A 17,810-nucleotide genomic window follows, 5' to 3' on the forward strand; every position below is an offset into this window, starting at 1 on the left:
CGTACAGTTGCGCCGTGCCCGAAGCGATGCCGACCGTCGAGATGTGGACCGACGGGGCGTGCAAAGGCAACCCCGGAGTGGGCGGGTGGGGCACCTGGATGCGCTACGGCGATCACGAGCGTGAATTGTGTGGCGGCGAGAAGGTCACCACGAACAACCGGATGGAGCTCACGGCGGTCATCGAGGGGCTGCGCGCTCTCACCAAGCCGTGCGAGGTGACGCTGCACGTGGACTCCACCTACGTCATGAACGGCGCCACCAAGTGGATCCACGGGTGGAAGCGAAACGGCTGGCGCACGGCGGACAAGAAGCCCGTCAAGAATGGCGAGCTGTGGCAAGAACTGGATGCGCAGATGGCGCGGCACCAGATCAACTGGGTGTGGGTCAAGGGTCACGCGGGGGACCCGGGCAACGAGCGAGCGGACGCGCTCGCGAACGCGGGAGTCCTCAAGGCGTTGTGACACCCGACGGCGGGCTACAGTTCACGCGTGACGCTTGAGATCGTGAACCCCGCCAACGGCGCCCTGCTGGCGACGGTGCCCATCACCACCGCAGACGAGGTCGCCGAGCACGCGCGTGACGCGGCGGCCGTGTTCGCATCCGGCGTGTGGTCCGGGCTGGCGCCGCGGAGCGCGCGGCCGCGCTCCACGCGCTCGCGGACCTCATGGAGCGCGACGCTTCGCTCCTCGCGAGGCTGGATTCCGAGGACGCGGGAAAGCCCATCACCGAGTGCGTCGAAGGCGACATCCCCAGCGCGATCGAGTCGATCCGCTACTTCGCGGAATGCGCCGACAAGCTCTACGGCGCCGTCGCTCCCGCGCCCGCAAACGTGCTCGCCTTCACCCAGCGCGAGCCGTTCGGCGTCGTAGCCGCGATCCTGCCCTGGAACTACCCGCTCGCAATGGCGGCGTGGAAGATCGGCCCAGCCTTGGCGTCGGGCAATTGCCTCATTCTCAAGCCGGCCGACGCCACCCCCAGGTCAGCGCTCCACGTCGCCTCGCTCGCGGAGGAGGCGGGCATTCCGGCCGGAGTCCTGCGCGTCCTCCCTGGCACCGGGCCGATTACGGGTGCGGCGCTGGCGTCAGATCCCGTCATTGGGGCTTTGTCTTTCACCGGATCCACGCGCACGGGCCGGACCATTCTGAAGGCCGCGGCCGACTCGAACCTCAAACGCGTGAGCCTCGAGATGGGGGGCAAGAGCCCGCAGATCGTATTCGCGGATGGGCTCGAGTTTGGTGACACGCTCATCGACGGGCTTGTCACCGCGGCGTTCATGACGCAGGGGCAGAACTGCACCGCGGGCTCGCGGATCCTGGTCCACGAGTCCATCCACGACGAGGTCGTGGCGCGCTTCGCGAAGGCGGCGTCGGCGCTCAAGGTGGGGGACCCGTCGGACCCTGAGACGCAGATTGGGCCGATCATCAACGACGCCGCCGCGGACCGGATTCTGGCGGCGGTGCGCGCGGCGGTCGATGCGGGCGCGGTCGTGGCGACCGGTGGCCGCGAGGTCGACGTGCTGCCCGGCGGCCGGTACATCGCCCCCACGATCCTCACGGACATTCCCGCCGGCGACCCCATCATCACCACCGAACTCTTTGGCCCGGTGACGATCGTCCAGAAGTTCTCCACGCGCGAGGAGGCAATCGAGATGGCGAACGTCGTCGACTACGGCCTCGCGGCGTCGGTGTACACGAAGAACATCGATGACGCGCTCGCGACAGCGCGCGGCGTGCAGGCGGGCGTGGTGTCTGTTGGCAACTACTCGGAGGGAGACCTCAGTTCGCCGTTCGGAGGGTGGAAGCAGTCCGGCTTCGGCGGCGTGGAGAAGTCGTTGCGGGCCTTCGAGCAGTGGACCCGCGACAAGGCGATCTGGATCGAGCTGCAGGGTCAGTAGGAGTCTCACGCCTGTCCGACACAACGGACGACGGCCCGTTTCAGCCCCGGGATCGGCTCAAACTCGGTGCGAACCGTCGTGATGGACACGCGTTGGCGTTGGAAGGACGTCGGCCTCGCGCCGAATCGCGTCGCACGCCTCAAGCAGCCTGCGCCGCAGCGCCTCGCCGCGCACGGCGAATTCCCGCTGTCGCGCCGCGTACTCGCGCTTTCCGTCCGGGGTTTCGATGCGCACAGCCTCGAGCCCAAAGTCCGAGACGTCGTACGGCGACGCCGCCATGTCCAGCCGCCGCACCTCCGCCGCGAGCTCGAAGCAGTCGAGCGTCAGTTCGCTCGGCACCGCCGGCGACAGCTTCACGCACCACTTGTACAGATCCATCGTCGCGTGCAGGCAGCCGGGCTGCTCCATCTCCACCTGCGTCTCGCGCGATAGCGCCTGCGCATTGCGCGGCACCGCCTCGTCGGTGAAGAAGCGGTAGGCGTCGAAGTGAGTGCAGACCACATCATGGGATGCGACCACCGCGTCGGTCCCGTCCGCACCCAGTCGCAGCGGCAGGTCGTGCCTGGTGTCTCCGTCTTTGTAGACCATCGCCCACTCGTGCAGCCCAAAGCAGCCGAGGGCCGCGCGCCGGGACAATGTGGCCGCTACCAGGCCCGTCACAAAGTCAACGGTGCCCCCGCGCGCCTCCCAGAAGGCGGCCGCGTCCACAGAGGTGACCCCGCCGTCGGACCGATACCAGCGCCAACCCGAGTGGTCAGCCGCACCCTCTAGACCCACGCCGACTCCCGGGTGCCAGCGCCTCAACAGCGACGGTCGCGTGGAGTAGTAGTCGTAGAGGAAGTCGTCCACGGCGTGTCCCTCGCCGCGCGCCACGCGCTCTCGCCGCGCCGCCGTCAAGGCATCTGCCCGACGCTCAAACGCCAGCGCGCGCGGGCGCCACTGGGTTTGGGTCAGGACGGCAAGCACCGCATGATTGTCTCAGGAGGTCACCATGACAGGACCCATCCCGTTCGAGGAGTTCCCCGGAGGCCAGTTCCTGCACGGCACCAAGGCCGACCTCAAACCAGGGGATCGCCTCACGCCTGGCGTGAGCCCCAACTTCAACACCGTGCTCGGGCACGTGTACTTCACGCAGACCCTCGACGCCGCGGCGTGGGGCGCCGAGCTCGCGGCCGGCGATAGACCGGAACGCATCTACATCGTTGAGCCGACCGGGGAGTACGAGGAGGATCCAAACCTCACGGACAAGAAGTTCCCGGGCAACCCCACGCGCTCATTCCGCAGCGCGGACGCGATCACCGTGGTCGGCGAACTCACCGACTGGGAGGGGCATTCTCCCGAGCAGATTCAGGCGATGCGAGACGGGCTCGCCGCGCTCAAGGAGCGCGGCGAGGACACGATCATCAACTAGGCCGCCGCCTGCGCCGCGTCCCACCAGTTGAGCACCCTCGTGGCGACGAGCGTGGTCCAGCGTCCCGGCTCGCCCCGTTCCTCGAGCAGGAACGGAGTCCGCCCGCGCATCGTGCCCTCGTGCAGCCAGCGCCCATCCTCCCCGCGGCGTGACCGGATGATCTCGATGGCCTCTGCAGCGCGCGGGTCCGGCGCGCTGCCGGAGGAGCGGATGAGGTCGAGGATCCGCAGCACGTGATAGTTGTGCCGGTTGGGGTAGGTGAAGAAGAGGTAGTACTCCTGCACGGGCTCTCCGGAACGCAGCCCGCGGAACAGGTTTCGCGAGTACATGTACTCGAGCGCGCGGTCGACGGCATCGTCCACGCGAGCATCCGGCCCGCGCCGCGCGTTGAATTCGACGAAGCCCTCGAGCACGCCCAAGGTCGAGTCGAAGCTCGACACGTCGGACTCGAAGCAGTTCCAGCCGCCGTCGGGTTTCTGTTCGCCCAATAGCCGTTCTACCAACGGTGACATATCGCGGCCGAAGTATTCGCCGCCCGCACGGTTCGCCCGTTGATGCACGCCTCCACCTCGCCGTCAAAGTAGTCCTCGCCCGCGTACTCCCACTTCACATTCGCGGCGACGCGCTCGATCGCCTCTGCGACCCGGGGATTGGCCGGGTCCACCCCAAAGTCGGCGAGTAGCGCAAGCGCCCACATGGTCGACGTCCACGCCTGACCCTCCGTCTTCCACGTCTCCTCGGTGAAGTCGGCGGGTCCCCACGCGCCGCCGTCCCACGAGCCGTCATCCCACTGCAGATCCAGAAGCGCCTTGCCCCACCCCTCGGTGGCGACGCGAGAGCGCTCCTCAGCCACGGCGTCGGGCGGCGAGCCCACCAGATCCTGGAGAACCTGCCACCGAATGGCGGGGTCGGAATCGAGCAACCACGCAATCGTGTCCATAACGCCGACCCTAGACAGACCCACCGACACGCGCGCGGCGGCGGGCATCGCTGTCCGCGACCGCGGTGGACGCGACGGTGAAGACGTTCTCGAGCGGACCCTGACCCACCCTCCAACGCCACACGCACGCGAAGGCCACGGATACCAGGCACAGCGCGATCCACGCGGCATTCGTCGGTTGATACACGATCGACTGTCCCACGATCGCAATCATCACGATCTGCGCCGAATACAGGGTCAGCGTCATGGACCCCGCGGCGGCGAGCGGCCACGTGACGCGCGGCAGCAGCCCAGCGAGCCAACAGCTCACGCCAATCACAACGCACGCGACGCCCACATTGCCGAGCGTCTCGAACGCGGTGTAGCTGTGCGACTCCACGCTCGTCCAGTCCGCGTGCCGTGCGCCCCACAGCGCCGTGCCCGTTCCGTACGCGATGACGGCAAGCAGCAGGCCCGACGCTGTGAGCCAGGCGAGCGCCCTGCCTCGCCATTGCGCGAGCTTGCCGAGGCCCATTCCGATCAGCACGTACCCCACCCAGACGAGTGCGGGGTAGTGGAAACTCCAGAGCTCGTGCACGACGGGCAACTCGTACAGCCAGCGGGGCAGGTGTTCGGCAAGCGGCACCACCACCTCACGGCCGAGCATGAGGAAAGCGGCACCTGCGGCGATGAGCGCCCACGGGCGCCAGCGGAACGCGACGAGCACCATGAGGAACATCACGCCGAGGTTGTCGAGGATGATGTCCACGGGGGTGGCGAGGATCGACAGGATCCAGCCCAGCACGATGAGCATCCCGCCTCGCACCGCAACCCGGATGCGCGTGTGGCGAACCGGGTCGTCTGCGGGGGAGCGGGTCAGCATGAGCGCGATCGAGACGCCCGCGAGGAGGGCGAACAGGGCGGCAGAGCGGCCATGCGTCACGAAAAGCCACTCCCACCCGGCGTAGCCGTGGGTCCCGTCGTTTGCGACGTGCGCGGCGAACATCCCGAACAGCGCGAGCGCTCGCGCAACGTCGAGGCCCGTGACACGCGCAGGGCGCGCGAAAGGGGAGTCGGTCACGCCATCCCAGCAGCATCGAAGGTCTTCAGTGCCCACTCGTAGTGTTCGCCGAGGCACTCATCCGCGACGTCGCCGAGCGACTGGCCATTAAGCCAGGGATAGCGCTGTGGATCCGTGAGTTCGGCCTCGCCGAAGGTCGTGAGCAAGCGCAGCATTCGCGCATGGGAGGTCACGAGCATCGTCCGGATCGCGTCGTACGGGCGCTCGCGGTGAGAGCGGTAGAACACGTCGTTGAGGTCATCGAGGCGGTCCCACGTGAAGCCCTCCGCCGGGTATGCGGGGACAGAGCCGGCGCGATCCTGCGCCACCCAACCGTCGAATACCAGGTGCCATGCGTGAAGGTGAGCCAAGACGTCGGCCACTCTGCGGTCGTGATAGGCGACGCCCAAATCCCAGTCGGGGGCAGCGTCGGCGCGGCGAAGCACCTCCGCGAGGCGATCGTCGGCCTTCGCGGCGAGCGACGTTGCGCGCGCTGACGGCATCCACACATGCTACGGGCGGCCGCCCGAGCGGGCGCGGCGAGCCACTACCCTTGAGGAATGCGCATTGCACGTTTCACCACGGGAGACGAGCCTCGCTACGCGATCGTCGACGGCGACGAGGGCAAGGAAGAGCTGGTGGTCCTCACCGGCGATCCCATGTACACGCCGGGCACGATCACCGACGAGCGGATCCCGCTCACCGACGCAGTGAGGCTCCTCGCCCCCGTCATCCCGCGGTCCAAGGTCGTGTGCCTCGGCAAGAACTACGCCGAGCACGCCAAGGAGATCAAGGCGCGCGGCCCCGCGTCCGAGGTGCCCATCCTCTTCCTCAAGCCCAACACCGCGGTGATCGGGCCGGACGACCCCATCGTCATGCCCTCGTACTCCGAGGACGTGCAGGTGGAGGCGGAGCTCGCGATCATCATCGGTCGCGTGTGCCGCAACGTCTCTCCCGAGAACGCGGAGGACTATATCTACGGTTTCACCTGCGCCAATGACGTCACCGCTCGCGACCTGCAGCGCATGGAAGACCAGTGGTTCCGCGCCAAGGCGTTCGACACCTCGCTGCCGCTAGGCCCCTGGATCGAGACCGAGCTCGCGCACGACGACGTTGCCATCACGGCCCGGATCAACGGCGAGGTCAAGCAGAACGGCAACTCGCAGGACATGATCCTCGACGTGCCGAACGCGATCGCGATGATCTCCGAGATCACCACCCTCCTGCCGGGCGATGTCATCCTCACCGGCACCCCCGCCGGGGTGACGCGCATGGAGCACGGCGACGTGGTCGAGGTGGAGATCGAGGACATCGGCGTGCTGCGCAACCCTGTCATCCGCCGCGACTGAACCCTTCCCTCACACACGAAAGGCATCATGTCCACCGTTCGCGTTCGCTTCTGCCCGTCGCCAACGGGCCTGCCCCACGTGGGCATGGTCCGCACGGCGCTGTTCAATTGGGCGTACGCGCGCCACCTTGGCGGTCAGATGGTGTTCCGCATCGAGGACACGGACGCCGAGCGCGACTCGGAAGAGTCGTACGACATGATCCTCGACGCCATGAGCTGGCTCGGCATCGGCTACGACGAGGGGCCCGACATCGGCGGGCCGTACGGGCCGTACCGCCAGTCGCAGCGGCGCGACCTCCACGTTGACGTGGCTCGGCGGCTCTTCGAGGCCGGCTACGCCTACGAGTCCTTCTCCACGCCCGAGGAGATCGAGGCGCGGCATCTCGCTGCCGGTCGTCACAAGGCTCTCGGTTACGACGGCTTCGATCGGGACCTGACGGAGGAGCAGAAGGCCGCGTACCGCGCGGAGGGTCGGCTACCCGTCATCCGCATGCGCATGCCGGACGAGGACATCACCTTCACCGACCTCATTCGCGGCGAGGTCACGTTCCCCGCGGGCTCTGTGCCGGACTACGTGATCGTCCGCGGCAACGGCGACCCGCTGTACACCCTGGTAAACCCCGTAGACGACGCGCTCATGCACATCACCCATGTGCTGCGCGGCGAGGACCTGCTCTCCTCGACGCCGCGCCAGATCGTGCTGTGGCGCGCGATGGTGGAGCTTGGCATCGCCGACGCCGTGCCCACCTATGCGCATATGCCGATGGTCATGGGGGAGGGGACGAAGAAGCTCTCCAAGCGCGATCCGGAGAGCAACCTCTTCCACCACCGCGATCGCGGCTTCCTGCCGGAGGGGCTGCTCAACTACCTCGCGCTCCTGGGCTGGTCCATCGCGCCCGACCGCGACGTCTTCACCCGCGAGGAGCTCGTCGCGGCGTTCGACATCGCGGACGTCAACCCCAACCCCGCTCGCTTTGACCTCAAAAAGGCGGAGGCGATCAACGCCGAGCACATGCGCATGCTGCCCACCGCCGAGTTCGCGAAGCGCCTGCTCCCGTATCTGTACGACGCGGGACTCATCGGCTCGCCGGAGGTCCAGGGTCTCGACCACCACGAGGAGGCCACGCTCGCGGCCGCCGTTCCGCTGGTGCAGACCCGCATGACGCTGCTTGGCGAGGGTCCAGGGATGCTCGGGTTCCTGTTCGTTGACACCAACGGCCTCGTCATTGAGCCCGACGCTGTGGCCAAGTTGCCCGAAAACGCTGCGGAGATCCTGGACGCGGCTATCGGGGTGCTCGAGGGCCTGGACAGCTTCAAGCCCGAGGCGCAGCAGGAGGCGCTCAACGCCGTGCTCGTTGACGAGATGGGCATCAAGCCGCGGTTCGCGTTCGGCCCGTTGCGCGTCGGCATCACGGGACGCCTCGTGTCTCCGCCGCTGTTCGAGTCGATGGAGATCCTTGGCCAGTACCAGTCGGTGGAGCGGCTCAAGCGCCTGCGCGCCTCGCTCTAGTCACCCCGCGTCCGCCAGTGTGAACCCACACCCAGCTGCCCAAATGGGGCGTGGTGGTCGCGAAACTGCGATTTCGCGACCACCAGAACCCATTCCACGCGCCGCGGGAGCCGCTCGCGCGGACGCAGGATGACAGCGCGCGGACGCAGGATGACAGACTTGTTAGCGTGATCCGCGCCGTTCTCTTCGACATCGACGACACCCTCGTCGACACCCGTGGCGCCTTCCGTCACGCCCTCGGCACGGTCGCGGCCGAGTACCTGCAACGCGTTCCCAGCGCCGATGAGCTCGCGAACGTGTGGCGCACCGACGCGGGAGGTTACTACCGCGCGCATACGCGCGGAGAGATCAGCTACCGCGAGCAGCGCATGCTTCGCGCCAACGCACTGCACGTGATGTACGGCGGCCCGGAACTCGACGACGAGGCCTATGACGCCTGGAACGAGGACTTCGAGCGCGCGTTCCAGGAGGGCTGGCGAGCGCACGAAGACGCGGCGGCGAGCCTCGACGTCCTGGATGCAGAAGGTATCCCGTACGGCGCGCTCAGCAACGCGGCCGTGGCGTACCAGGAGCTCAAGCTCGCCAAATGTGGCCTCGAGAGGGTCCCGATGCTCGTCGGCGTCGACACCCTCGGCTTCGGCAAGCCAGACCCCGTGTCTTCGCGCTCGCTTGCGAGCGCATCGGCTTCGCCCCAGGCGAGGTCGCCTACGTTGGCGACGAACTGGACATCGACGCTCAAGCCGCCGTGGCCGTCGGGCTCACAGGAATCTGGCTTGACCGCAACGCCGGCGCCGACGAACCGCCGCCCGGCATCCTGCGCATTTCGAACCTCAGCGAGATTGCCCTCGTTACAACCATTTGACGAGATCATGCGTCGCACACTGTAGACGGGGAGGGAGCAGGAGAAGCATGGCGAAGTGGGCAGAGGTGATGGACCAGGTGGTGCGTGAGCGCCGCCCAGCGCTCGTCGGCTATGCCTACTTGGTGTGCGGCTCCCGCTCCGACGCCGAAGAGATCACTCAGGAGGCGATTGTGCGCACGTTCGCTCGTGGCCGCACCAAGACCTCCGTGGCGCAGATCGGCGTCGCCATGAAGCTCGCCGACGGGACCGTGAAGCGGTACCTGTCCAACGCGGCGGCAAAGCTGCGCGGGCTTGTTGAGGACGATGCGGCAGAGGTTGCGGAACTCCACGTTCACGCGACCGTAATCGAGGGAAGGTACGCATGAACGAGTTCAGCAACCGGCTGGGCGCGCTTGCCCAGAACATTGGCAAGGAATACGCACTCTCGGCTCCGGACGACTCCGCGGTGCTGGTGCGCCGTGCGCGTCGAGGTCGCGTGGTGTGGACCGGTGCGGTAGGCACCGCGAGCCTCGCGGGTGCGGCGGCTGTCGCCTTCGGGGGCAGCGCGGCGGCAAGTTCCGTGTTCAACAGCACGGCGGCGCCGGCGCATCACGTGCCTGCAGCCGTGTCCCCGACGGCGTCTGACGACCCGTCGCCGACCGCGACGCCAACCGCCACGGACGAGCCAACGCTGTCTCCGTCGCCCAAGCCCACCAAGACGCACGACGACGACCCCGCCACGCACGAGAAGGCGGAGCACGCCGCTGGCGCCCACAAGCACAAGAGCGACGACGTTTCCAAGCACAAGGGCAACAAGGCCGACTGCGACGTGAAGAAGGGTGACAACTCCAAGCGCGACCACGCGGAGGATGGGACGCACCACCACAAGCACGGCGGCGACGGTTCCAAGGGCGAAGACAACGAGGACCAGGGCAAGAAGGGTTCGGACGACTCCGCGGGCTCGGACGACTCCGGCGGCAAGGGCGAGACCGAGAGTGGTGACGACTCGTCCCAGGGCTGATAGCCCCGCCTATTGACTGTGCCGCCGCGCGCGATCACCACCCGCATCGATTCGCGCGCGGCGGCGCTACGCTTCCCATAGGAGGCGTCCATGAACGCGATCAACCGGGAATGGCACAAGGCCAACCGCATGCCGGTTCGCCCCACGCGCGCCGATCGCGCCAAGTGGCACTTTGAGCATCAGAGAGCATGCGGGTGCCGAACGCCCAGTGAGGCCGAGGCGGAACTCATCGCGGAGTATGAGGCAGCTCTCGCGCGGCGCGAAATGGGCGACAACCCCTCCTGATCGGCCGCACCTAGCGCGCGCACGGCGACGGTGGCACGCTTGAGGCGATGATCATCAGCGTCGAGGCCGATGCTCCCACCCGTTCCGATCGCCGGACATCGTGGATCGTGGGCGGACTCGTTGCGGCGATCTTCGCCTGGATGATCGTGGCCGCGCTCACCAACGATGGCCCGGCCCCCGTGCCAAACCCGCCGCCGGAGCAGTCCACCGTGGCGCTCAGCTCCGCACAGGCGACGTATCTCGTCTACACCAGTTGGCTCGACAGCGCGGCGTTCTCCCAGTGCATGACGTCCCGCGGATTCTCCCGCGAGCCCGTAGCCGGCACCGAGCACAGTCGCGTGCTCGCGGTGGCGGAGTACCTGGGCATCGTGCCGACGGCGCCGGAGTCATGGATTGCGCCGGCGGAGGCCCGGAACGGGTACCCCTCCAGCTCCTTCTCGCGCTCCCGGGACCTGAATCTGGCCCTCCAAGCCGTGGACGACGGAGGCTGCCAGGGTCCGCGCACCAAGGCTGACGTCCGCGACGAAGCCGCGGTGACGGCCTCCGTGGCGAGCGCGCGCGGGGACACCGCCTTCTATCGCTACCTCGCCGAGTCCATGTGGCTGGACCAGCACCCCGCGGACGCGCTCCTCTACTCCACGCACCGGATGATCGCGGTGGTGGATCCCGAGGCGCCGCGGATGTCGGAGCAGTGGACGCCCGCCCTCGCGTCCGTCATGGAATCCATCGACGAGATCGAGGGCTGGACCGAGGGCCCGAGCGAGGGCTACGCGGACTTCGCGCAGGGCGTCGCGGTCGCCCCTGGCGGCGCCACGGTCCTGGTGCGCGTGGGCGATCCCGCGGTCATCGAAGGGGGCTTCGTCTCTGCGGTGGATGCGCCGATGATCGAGTGCGGCGACGTGGGCGTGCTCCTCGGCTCGGGCGCGTTCGCGAGGGCCGACGCTGCGCCTCCGGTGCCGTATGAAGGGCTCGCCGACGGCGTCTGCCGCGTCGTCGGGTGACCCGCGCGCAGTTTGGGCGTAGCCCGGCAACGGGGTACAGTAGGTACCCGGTTCCGCGAGGAATCATTGGGCTATGGTGTAACTGGCAGCACGACTGATTCTGGTTCAGTTAGTTGAGGTTCGAATCCTTGTAGCCCAGCTTGGGCCCCGTCTCGACGGGGCCTTTTGCATGTCCGGCGGACCGGATGGACAGTGCGGCGGTTCTTCCCTAGGGTGGGCGCAACCCACGCGTGCTGAGATCGCGTGCCGTCCGAGGGGTAACCATGACTCTGCGCCACCGCGCCTCCTATTCGCTCGCTCCGCGCCTGTCCGCGCTGCTCGCCATTGCGGCGGTGGCGCTCGCGTCAGTCCTGGTATCGGCCGCACCGGCCGACGCTGCGGGCACCCGGGTCATCAGCGGCACCTTCAGCATCCCGACTTCGGGTGTCCAGAGCTTCTGGGCGGAAACGGTGTCAGTCACGCTCTACACGGAAAGCGGCGACTACTACACGAGCGCGTCGCTCAACACTTCGGCGAAGACCTTCTCCATATCCGGAGTGGACAACGGCAAGTACCGCCTGAAGTTTGAGGCGAGTTTCCTGTGCGGGGAGGACGCCGGGTGCCGCTCGGCAAACCTGCTGTCCGGTTACTACGGGGGCGGAAACGGCACGCTCATCGACGTGACGAGCGCCAACAAGACGGGGCTCACCTATGCCTACGCGGCCGGTCGGACCATCTCGGGCACCATCTCTCTGGGTTCGGGGGGCGAATGCCGCGTGGAAGAACGCGCTGTTCGCAACGGTCTCCATTCCCGGGCCCGCAGGCTGTGAGTGCGGCGACTCGATCCCGTTCAAGGCGGACCCGGTCACGGGCGCTTACGTGATCCGCGGACTCAAGCCCGGCTCCTACACGGTCTCGTTCAGCGGGCAGCCGAGCGACGCGATCGTGCCCCGCGTGAACCTCGTGACCGAGTACTACAACAACTCGTACTCGTGGTCGGGGGCGACCCCCGTGAACCTCACCAGCGCAAACGCCACGAACATCAACGCCACCCTCGAGGTGGGACGCACCATCTCGGGAACTGTGACCCTGCCAGGGGGCGTCGACACCGCGGCACTCAAGGGGATCGACGTCTATGCAGACGGCGCCAGCGGCGAGTGGGCGTACACCGAAGTTGACACCGGCACCGGGGCGTACACGATCTACGGGCTCGCGCCGGCGGTCTACACACTCGAGTTCTCCAGCAGCGACTGGTGGAACGAGGACTACTCCGTGCGCACCTACACCCCGCTCGCGTCGATCTATTACGGCGGCAGCTACACGGCGGGAGGCTCCACGACGGTCGATGTCACCACAGTGAACGCCACCGGCAAGAACCAACTCATGGTGGTGGGCCGAACGATCTCCGGCACCGTCACGTTGGGCTCCGGAGCCGACGCCGTGTGGAAGGACTACCTCAACGTCTACGCAGAGAACGACACCGCGTTCCGCAGCGCCAAGGTGGACCCCACCACTGGCGCGTACACGGTCAAGGGCCTCGCGCCAGGGTCGTACACGCTGAACTTCGAGGCGAGCGGGCGATACGTCGGCAGCGTGTGGACGGACGCGCCCTTCGCGTTCGAGTACTACAACAATCAGCGCAGCCCGTACTCCGCGAACGCGGTGAACGTGACATCCGCCAATGCATCCGGCATCAACGCCACGATGGACCTCCAGGTGGGCAACAGGGACTTCTGGCTTACGCCCAAGCCCACCGTCACCGGAACGCCCGCAGTGGGGCAGACCCTGACGGCCGTCACCGGCACGTGGGAGCCCTACGCCGAATCCTTCACGTATCAGTGGAAGCGAAATGGCGCGTCGATCGCGGGCGCCACCGCAGCGAACTATGCGGTGACCCTGGCCGACGCGGGAACCGCACTCACTGTTGAGGTCACCGGATCCGCGGCGGGCTACAACGCCGTCTCGAAGCCCTCGGACTCGCTCGCCGTGCCGCTGCTGCCGTTCACGACGGCACCGGAGCCCACCGTCACGGGCACCGCCGCTGCGGGCCAGGTGCTGACGGCCGTCGAGGGCACGTGGAGCCCTGCCGCCACCTTCACGTACCAGTGGAAGCGCAACGGCACGAACATCGGCGGCGCCACCGGCAAGACCTACACGGCCACGCAGGCGGACGCCACCAACAACCTCACGGTGACCGTCACGGGCTCCGCGACCGGTTACCAGCCAACGTCGAAGACCTCGGTCGCGGTGCCGATCGTGGCCACGCCGTTCACGTCGGCGCCGGCGCCTGGGGTCACCGGCACCCATGAGGTGGGCAGCACCCTTACGGGGAATGTCGGCACGTGGAGCCCGGCCGCCACGTTCACCTACGCGTGGCTGCGCAACGGCGACCCGATTCCTGGCGCCACGGGTACCAACTACACCCTCGTTGAAGACGACGGCGGGCAGTACATCACGTTCACCGTCACCGGCTCCGCCGCGGGCTATGCGACGACCACTCGCCTGAGTGGCGCGATCGTGCCGACGGGCCACAGCTTCACCGCCACTGCGGCGCCGACCATCACGGGCACGTTCAAGGTGGGGAAGACGTTGACGGCATCCACCGAGGCGTGGACCCCCGTCGCGGACTTCAGTTACGAATGGCTGCGCGACGGCGAGCCGATCGACGCCTACGGGGCCACCTACGAGCTTGCCGCAGCGGACTATGGCCACCAGGTCTCGGTCCGCGTCGCCGGCATCCTCCTGGGATACGAGCGTGAGCAGACGACCAGCACGGCCACCACCGTGGCCATCGGCACCTTCAGCGCCACGCCAACGCCCACGATCTCCGGCAGCGCATACCTGGGGGCGACTCTCACCGCGAAGGTCGGCACCTGGGCGCCCACGCCGTCGGCCTTCACCTACCAGTGGTACCGGAGCGGCAAGGCGATCTCCGGGGCCACCAAGTCCACGTACAAGCTCACGAGCTCGGACTCGGGCAAGAAGATCACCGTGAAGGTGACGGGCAAGAGCACCGGGTACACGTCGGTCGCCACGACGTCCGCCGCCAAGACCCTCTCGAAGTTCTTCACCAAGGCGGGCACCGCGTCCATCAGTGGCACCGTCAAGGTCGGCAACACGGTGAAGGCGTCGGTCGGCACGTGGTCGCCCAAGCCCAGTTCATACGCGTACCAGTGGTATCGCAGTGGGGTGGCGATCTCTGGCGCCACCAAGTCAAGCTACAAGGTCGCGGCCGCAGACGCGGGCAAGAAGCTCACGGTCAAGGTCACGGCCAAGCGCTCCGGGTACGCGTCAACGCCAAAGACGTCGGCCGCAAAGACCGTCGCGAACGGCACCTTCAGCAAGGCGCCCGCGCCAAAGATCACCGGCACGGTGAAGGTGGGCTCCACGCTCAAGTTCACGCGTGGCACGTGGTCGCCCACGCCGAGCTCGTACAGCTACCAGTGGTACAGGAGCGGCTCCGCCATCTCCGGCGCCACCGGCACCAGCTACAAGCTCGTTGCCGCCGACAAGGGCAAGACGATCACGGTCAAGGTCACGGCCAAGAAGACGGGCTACACCACCAAGTCGGCGACGAGCGCCAAGACCACCACCGTCAAGTAACCGGAGTGGGGCGCTCGCGGCCCTCCTCCACACAAATTAGCCGTTGAGGTTCACTGGCCATAGCGTCGGGCCTGGTATTAGGCCCGACGCCGTGTGCCACTCTGCATATTGTGTGGAGGAGCGCCGTGGCTGGGTATGGCTACCAGACGGAGTCGCCGCGAATGACGGCGTCGGAGCCGCCATCCACGAAGACCACCTGACCGCACAGGTGCGTGTTCTCCTCGCTCGCGAGCCAGGCCAGCAGCCGCGCCACGACGATCGCCTCCGCGAAGCCGTTGAGCGGCATCGGCACCATCGCTGCGAGCCCTGCCTTCGCCTCGTCCGTCTCCATGAGCGGGGCCACCATCGGCGTGAGAATCACCCCTGGAGCCACGGCGTTGAGCGGGATGCCCTCACCCGCCCACTCGGCGGTCGGCGCGTTGCGACGGATCCAGCGTGAGAACCCCACCTTCGTGGAGGAGTAGATGAGCTGGCCGTGCTCGGCGTCGGCGGCAAGGACGTCGGCGCGCGCGAGGGCGGCGGCTCGTTGTTGGCCACGAGGGCCTCGACGAGCTCGTCGTCAACGGGCATGAGGCTCGCCATCGAGGAGACGCCAACGGCGCGCGGCGCGTCCGACTCATCGAGCATCGGCCTCAGCCGCTCGAGCGTGGCGACCATTCCGAAGTAGTTGACGCCCACCGTGGCGACGGTGGGGGTGGCGAGGCCCGCGACGGCGACTATCGCGTCGATGCGGCCCCCGGTGAGTTCGTGCACGCGCTCTGTCATGCTCGCGCGGCCGGACTCCGTAGTGAGATCCACGACGATGTCCGCGTCGTGGATGTCGACACCGATCACACGGTGTCCTTGAGAAGCGAGCAGGTCGGCGGTTGCCTTTCCAATGCCAGACGCCGACCCGGTCACCACATAGGTGCGGGTCATGTTGACACCTCCTCGTTGAGGCCCCTCGTACCCTCCACGCTAGGACTGCGGCGCCCCCTTGGTGCGGGACCTTAGGCCCCCGAGCGACCAGGTTCCGAGCACGCCCGCCAGCACGGCAGAGGCCGCGAGCAGCCACCCAAGCGAACTCGCGCTCAACGACTCGGTGGCCAGTCGGATCCACAGCCCAACCAGCACCATGGGCGCGGCAATGAGGCTGGCCGTCACCCAGCGTCGGGCCGTGCCGCTGAGCAGGTGGGCCGCCCCGCTCGCGAGGCCAAAGCCGCCGATGCCGATGCCGAGCATCCACGCGGTGTGGGCGCTCACCGGTTCGTAAGGCTCCTCGAGGAGCTTGCCGAGCGCGGCCATGAGCGTCACGAGGGACATAGCAACGACCAGGTGCCCTATCCACAAGGCGCGAGGTGGAATCGCGTCTGCGGGCAGGAGCGCGAGGCCCGCGGTGCCGCGCACCACCGCGATGAAGAACAACTCGCATACCAGGGCGAACGCTCCCGCGGCTGCCACGAGGAGGGCTCGGTTCCAGTGCTCGCTCGCGTCCGCGGCACCTATCAACTGCACGATCCCCCTCCCCGAGCACAATGAGGATGAAGAGCCCCATGCGCTCGCTCAAGTGCGCGGTGTCGCCGCGCAGGGCGGTGATGGTGGTGGGCAGCTCACGGCCCTCGCGGCGATCGACCTTGTGCTGCGGCGCGCGCTGCGCGCGCTGCCCGCGCCGACTGCGCATCTCGAGCGCACGGTTGAGCCGCTCTTGCGCCTGGATCACGCGATTCTCGCCCGACATGGTGGCGAGCACCCACAGGTCAAAGGCGATCCCGACGGCCCACCAGACGTAGCGCGCGTCCCCCTCGATCCAGAACGACACGATCCACGGGATCACCCCGAAGGTGGCCTGCACTATCGGCATGTCCACCACGACCGCGGCGCGCGACCACGGCCGCGCGATGATGAGCCTGCCGATGACGTACGCGATGGCGAACGCGCGCGCGTGCTCCCCATAGATGCCCGGCACCGAGGCCGCCATGACGCCGAGTATCGCCATCGAGGCGAAGAGCACCGCGATCGATGCGTTGTCCGCGAGCAGGTTGCCGTACGTGGTCACCGACGCCCATACGATCCAGAACGCCACGAACGCCAGCGCGAGCACGGCCACGTGCTGCCAGGGCTGGTCATGCTCCAGCTGGAACGCCACCACCGAGACGCCCGCGACGGCTACGAGATCGAAGAAGAGCTCGGGCCACGAGGCGTGTCGCTCCGACTCCTCGGCGGTGGCTGCGGCGGCTTCGCTCATGTGCCCATCCTGGCGCACCCACCCGGCCGCGCGCGGATTGGCGCCACCGGGGTCCCGTCCGGTACAGTTGGTACTCGCGTTCGCCGCCCTTTGGGTGAGCAGACGACGCTAGGGCCCCGTTGTGTAGCGGCCTAGCACGCCGCCCTCTCAAGGCGGTAGCGCGGGTTCGAATCCCGTCGGGGCTACGTTCAGACCTCGCCGATCACGGCGAGGTTTTTGCGTTCCCTGGCACGTCGGCCGTCGTCGCGAGGCGAGAACGCCATTCGGCGACCAGTTCCGCTGGGGGCACTCCGCACGCGGCGTCCTCTGCCTCGAGTCGGGCCCGACGCTTGGCAACAGCCCCGTACGCGGCGTCTCGCCAAGCGCGGGGGAGCGCCTTCGCGACTCCCAAGGCGCGCCACGGCCAACCGAGCCTCGTCACGATGGCGAGCACAGCGTCGGACCGCGTGAGGCCCCGCTGGCCGTCCCACACCACGATCGTGGACTGGATGACAGTGCCTTCGAGGCCAGCGGCCGCGACGATCGCCTTGCCCACCTCGCCCGCGCTGCCCGCGATCTTGAAGACGGCGCGCGTGTCATGGCGGATGAGCCACGCGACGAAGCCGTTGCACAGCGCGCACTCGCCGTCGAAGACGACGATCGGTGTTGCGTTCATGCGGCCAGGTTAGCCAACGTGAGACCTACGTGAGACTGACTCTGCGCCTCGCGCTAGGT

General features: G+C 67.7%; 20 protein-coding genes, 2 tRNA genes and 1 pseudogene. 15 read left to right on the top strand and 8 right to left on the bottom strand.

What is annotated here, in order from left to right; all coding sequences use genetic code 11:
• Positions 1 to 26 precede the first annotated feature (26 nt).
• Positions 27 to 461, top strand: a complete 435-nt coding sequence (gene rnhA / locus NVV57_09605) for a ribonuclease HI (protein MCR6712918.1) — start codon at positions 27 to 29, stop codon at positions 459 to 461.
• A 146-nt stretch (positions 462 to 607) separates the two neighbouring features.
• Positions 608 to 1,894, top strand: a complete 1,287-nt coding sequence (locus tag NVV57_09610; GenBank protein ID MCR6712919.1) for an aldehyde dehydrogenase family protein — start codon at positions 608 to 610, stop codon at positions 1,892 to 1,894.
• A 57-nt stretch (positions 1,895 to 1,951) separates the two neighbouring features.
• On the opposite strand, the gene NVV57_09615 is transcribed toward NVV57_09610, so the two are convergent.
• Positions 1,952 to 2,860, bottom strand: a complete 909-nt coding sequence (locus tag NVV57_09615) for a 3-methyladenine DNA glycosylase (GenBank protein MCR6712920.1) — start codon at positions 2,858 to 2,860, stop codon at positions 1,952 to 1,954.
• A 25-nt stretch (positions 2,861 to 2,885) separates the two neighbouring features.
• Between NVV57_09615 and arr the strand changes: the two genes are divergently transcribed.
• On the top strand, positions 2,886 to 3,305 hold the full coding sequence (arr, locus tag NVV57_09620; GenBank protein ID MCR6712921.1) for an NAD(+)--rifampin ADP-ribosyltransferase: 420 nt from the start codon (positions 2,886 to 2,888) through the stop codon (positions 3,303 to 3,305).
• On the opposite strand, the gene NVV57_09625 is transcribed toward arr, so the two are convergent.
• Genes NVV57_09625 through NVV57_09640 form a run of 4 tightly spaced genes read right to left on the bottom strand, consistent with a single transcriptional unit; the run spans position 3,302 to position 5,787 of the window.
• Positions 3,302 to 3,793: a hypothetical protein gene (locus NVV57_09625; GenBank protein MCR6712922.1), complete on the bottom strand. Its 492-nt coding sequence runs from the start codon at positions 3,791 to 3,793 to the stop codon at positions 3,302 to 3,304. The two genes, arr and NVV57_09625, sit on opposite strands and share 4 nt — an antisense overlap.
• An 8-nt stretch (positions 3,794 to 3,801) precedes the next feature.
• A complete protein-coding gene (locus NVV57_09630; protein ID MCR6712923.1) occupies positions 3,802 to 4,245 on the bottom strand; it encodes a hypothetical protein in 444 nt (147 codons plus the stop codon).
• Positions 4,246 to 4,255: 10 nt separating this feature from the next.
• Positions 4,256 to 5,305: a DUF1624 domain-containing protein gene (locus NVV57_09635; protein ID MCR6712924.1), complete on the bottom strand. Its 1,050-nt coding sequence runs from the start codon at positions 5,303 to 5,305 to the stop codon at positions 4,256 to 4,258.
• The gene (locus NVV57_09640) at positions 5,302 to 5,787 is read right to left on the bottom strand and encodes a ClbS/DfsB family four-helix bundle protein (GenBank protein ID MCR6712925.1); all 486 of its coding nucleotides are present in this window, start codon (positions 5,785 to 5,787) and stop codon (positions 5,302 to 5,304) included. Before NVV57_09640 ends, NVV57_09635 begins: the two co-directional genes overlap by 4 nt.
• A 57-nt stretch (positions 5,788 to 5,844) precedes the next feature.
• Here NVV57_09640 and NVV57_09645 point away from each other — a divergent pair, with 57 nt between their 5' ends.
• The 10 genes from NVV57_09645 to NVV57_09690 all read left to right on the top strand — a co-directional run bounded on the left by NVV57_09645 (position 5,845) and on the right by NVV57_09690 (position 14,872).
• Positions 5,845 to 6,633, top strand: coding sequence for a fumarylacetoacetate hydrolase family protein (locus tag NVV57_09645; GenBank protein ID MCR6712926.1), 789 nt, complete (start codon positions 5,845 to 5,847; stop codon positions 6,631 to 6,633).
• Between the two features lie 27 nt (positions 6,634 to 6,660).
• A complete protein-coding gene (gene gltX, locus NVV57_09650) occupies positions 6,661 to 8,142 on the top strand; it encodes a glutamate--tRNA ligase (protein ID MCR6712927.1) in 1,482 nt (493 codons plus the stop codon).
• 167 nt (positions 8,143 to 8,309) lie between these two features.
• A complete protein-coding gene (locus NVV57_09655; GenBank protein ID MCR6712928.1) occupies positions 8,310 to 9,029 on the top strand; it encodes an HAD family hydrolase in 720 nt (239 codons plus the stop codon).
• Positions 9,030 to 9,051: 22 nt separating this feature from the next.
• A complete protein-coding gene (locus NVV57_09660) occupies positions 9,052 to 9,369 on the top strand; it encodes a hypothetical protein (GenBank protein MCR6712929.1) in 318 nt (105 codons plus the stop codon).
• Positions 9,366 to 10,004, top strand: a complete 639-nt coding sequence (locus NVV57_09665; GenBank protein MCR6712930.1) for a hypothetical protein — start codon at positions 9,366 to 9,368, stop codon at positions 10,002 to 10,004. The genes NVV57_09660 and NVV57_09665 overlap by 4 nt, the downstream gene beginning before the upstream one ends.
• Before the next feature lie 90 nt (positions 10,005 to 10,094).
• Positions 10,095 to 10,289: a hypothetical protein gene (locus NVV57_09670; GenBank protein MCR6712931.1), complete on the top strand. Its 195-nt coding sequence runs from the start codon at positions 10,095 to 10,097 to the stop codon at positions 10,287 to 10,289.
• A 47-nt stretch (positions 10,290 to 10,336) separates the two neighbouring features.
• Entirely contained in the window at positions 10,337 to 11,290 is a 954-nt protein-coding gene (locus tag NVV57_09675; protein MCR6712932.1) for a hypothetical protein, read from the top strand.
• A gap of 67 nt (positions 11,291 to 11,357) precedes the next feature.
• A tRNA-Gln gene (locus NVV57_09680) sits at positions 11,358 to 11,429 on the top strand.
• A gap of 124 nt (positions 11,430 to 11,553) precedes the next feature.
• Positions 11,554 to 12,099, top strand: a complete 546-nt coding sequence (locus NVV57_09685; GenBank protein MCR6712933.1) for a hypothetical protein — start codon at positions 11,554 to 11,556, stop codon at positions 12,097 to 12,099.
• A 49-nt stretch (positions 12,100 to 12,148) separates the two neighbouring features.
• Positions 12,149 to 14,872 carry a hypothetical protein gene (locus NVV57_09690; GenBank protein MCR6712934.1) on the top strand — a complete coding sequence of 908 codons (2,724 nt, stop codon included), beginning with the start codon at positions 12,149 to 12,151 and terminating at the stop codon, positions 14,870 to 14,872.
• A 139-nt stretch (positions 14,873 to 15,011) separates the two neighbouring features.
• Here NVV57_09690 and NVV57_09695 read toward each other — a convergent pair.
• A pseudogene (locus tag NVV57_09695) lies at positions 15,012 to 15,790 on the bottom strand (SDR family oxidoreductase).
• 39 nt (positions 15,791 to 15,829) lie between these two features.
• Positions 15,830 to 16,366 carry a hypothetical protein gene (locus NVV57_09700; GenBank protein ID MCR6712935.1) on the bottom strand — a complete coding sequence of 179 codons (537 nt, stop codon included), beginning with the start codon at positions 16,364 to 16,366 and terminating at the stop codon, positions 15,830 to 15,832.
• Between the two features lie 461 nt (positions 16,367 to 16,827).
• Here NVV57_09700 and NVV57_09705 point away from each other — a divergent pair, with 461 nt between their 5' ends.
• Both NVV57_09705 and NVV57_09710 read left to right on the top strand, forming a co-directional pair.
• Positions 16,828 to 17,208 (top strand): hypothetical protein, encoded by a 381-nt coding sequence (locus NVV57_09705; protein ID MCR6712936.1) that lies wholly within the window; start codon positions 16,828 to 16,830, stop codon positions 17,206 to 17,208.
• Positions 17,209 to 17,281, top strand: a tRNA-Glu gene (locus tag NVV57_09710). It begins immediately after the preceding gene.
• A 17-nt stretch (positions 17,282 to 17,298) separates the two neighbouring features.
• Here NVV57_09710 and NVV57_09715 read toward each other — a convergent pair.
• Positions 17,299 to 17,751: a DCC1-like thiol-disulfide oxidoreductase family protein gene (locus NVV57_09715; protein MCR6712937.1), complete on the bottom strand. Its 453-nt coding sequence runs from the start codon at positions 17,749 to 17,751 to the stop codon at positions 17,299 to 17,301.
• Positions 17,752 to 17,810 lie beyond the last annotated feature (59 nt).

It is taken from the genome of Demequina sp. (genome assembly GCA_024707205.1).
Classification (GTDB): domain Bacteria; phylum Actinomycetota; class Actinomycetes; order Actinomycetales; family Demequinaceae; genus Demequina.

Excerpts from the sequence above, each read along its gene's own strand:
- rnhA (MCR6712918.1), top strand. The coding sequence starts at position 27 with ATGCCGACCGTCGAGATGTGGACCGACGGGGCGTGCAAAGGCAACCCC.
- arr (MCR6712921.1), top strand. The coding sequence starts at position 2,886 with ATGACAGGACCCATCCCGTTCGAGGAGTTCCCCGGAGGCCAGTTCCTG.
- NVV57_09630 (MCR6712923.1), bottom strand. The coding sequence starts at position 4,245 with ATGGACACGATTGCGTGGTTGCTCGATTCCGACCCCGCCATTCGGTGG.
- NVV57_09640 (MCR6712925.1), bottom strand. The coding sequence starts at position 5,787 with ATGCCGTCAGCGCGCGCAACGTCGCTCGCCGCGAAGGCCGACGATCGC.
- NVV57_09645 (MCR6712926.1), top strand. The coding sequence starts at position 5,845 with ATGCGCATTGCACGTTTCACCACGGGAGACGAGCCTCGCTACGCGATC.
- gltX (MCR6712927.1), top strand. The coding sequence starts at position 6,661 with ATGTCCACCGTTCGCGTTCGCTTCTGCCCGTCGCCAACGGGCCTGCCC.
- NVV57_09660 (MCR6712929.1), top strand. The coding sequence starts at position 9,052 with ATGGCGAAGTGGGCAGAGGTGATGGACCAGGTGGTGCGTGAGCGCCGC.
- NVV57_09665 (MCR6712930.1), top strand. The coding sequence starts at position 9,366 with ATGAACGAGTTCAGCAACCGGCTGGGCGCGCTTGCCCAGAACATTGGC.
- NVV57_09670 (MCR6712931.1), top strand. The coding sequence starts at position 10,095 with ATGAACGCGATCAACCGGGAATGGCACAAGGCCAACCGCATGCCGGTT.
- NVV57_09675 (MCR6712932.1), top strand. The coding sequence starts at position 10,337 with ATGATCATCAGCGTCGAGGCCGATGCTCCCACCCGTTCCGATCGCCGG.
- NVV57_09685 (MCR6712933.1), top strand. The coding sequence starts at position 11,554 with ATGACTCTGCGCCACCGCGCCTCCTATTCGCTCGCTCCGCGCCTGTCC.
- NVV57_09705 (MCR6712936.1), top strand. The coding sequence starts at position 16,828 with ATGACGCCGAGTATCGCCATCGAGGCGAAGAGCACCGCGATCGATGCG.
- NVV57_09715 (MCR6712937.1), bottom strand. The coding sequence starts at position 17,751 with ATGAACGCAACACCGATCGTCGTCTTCGACGGCGAGTGCGCGCTGTGC.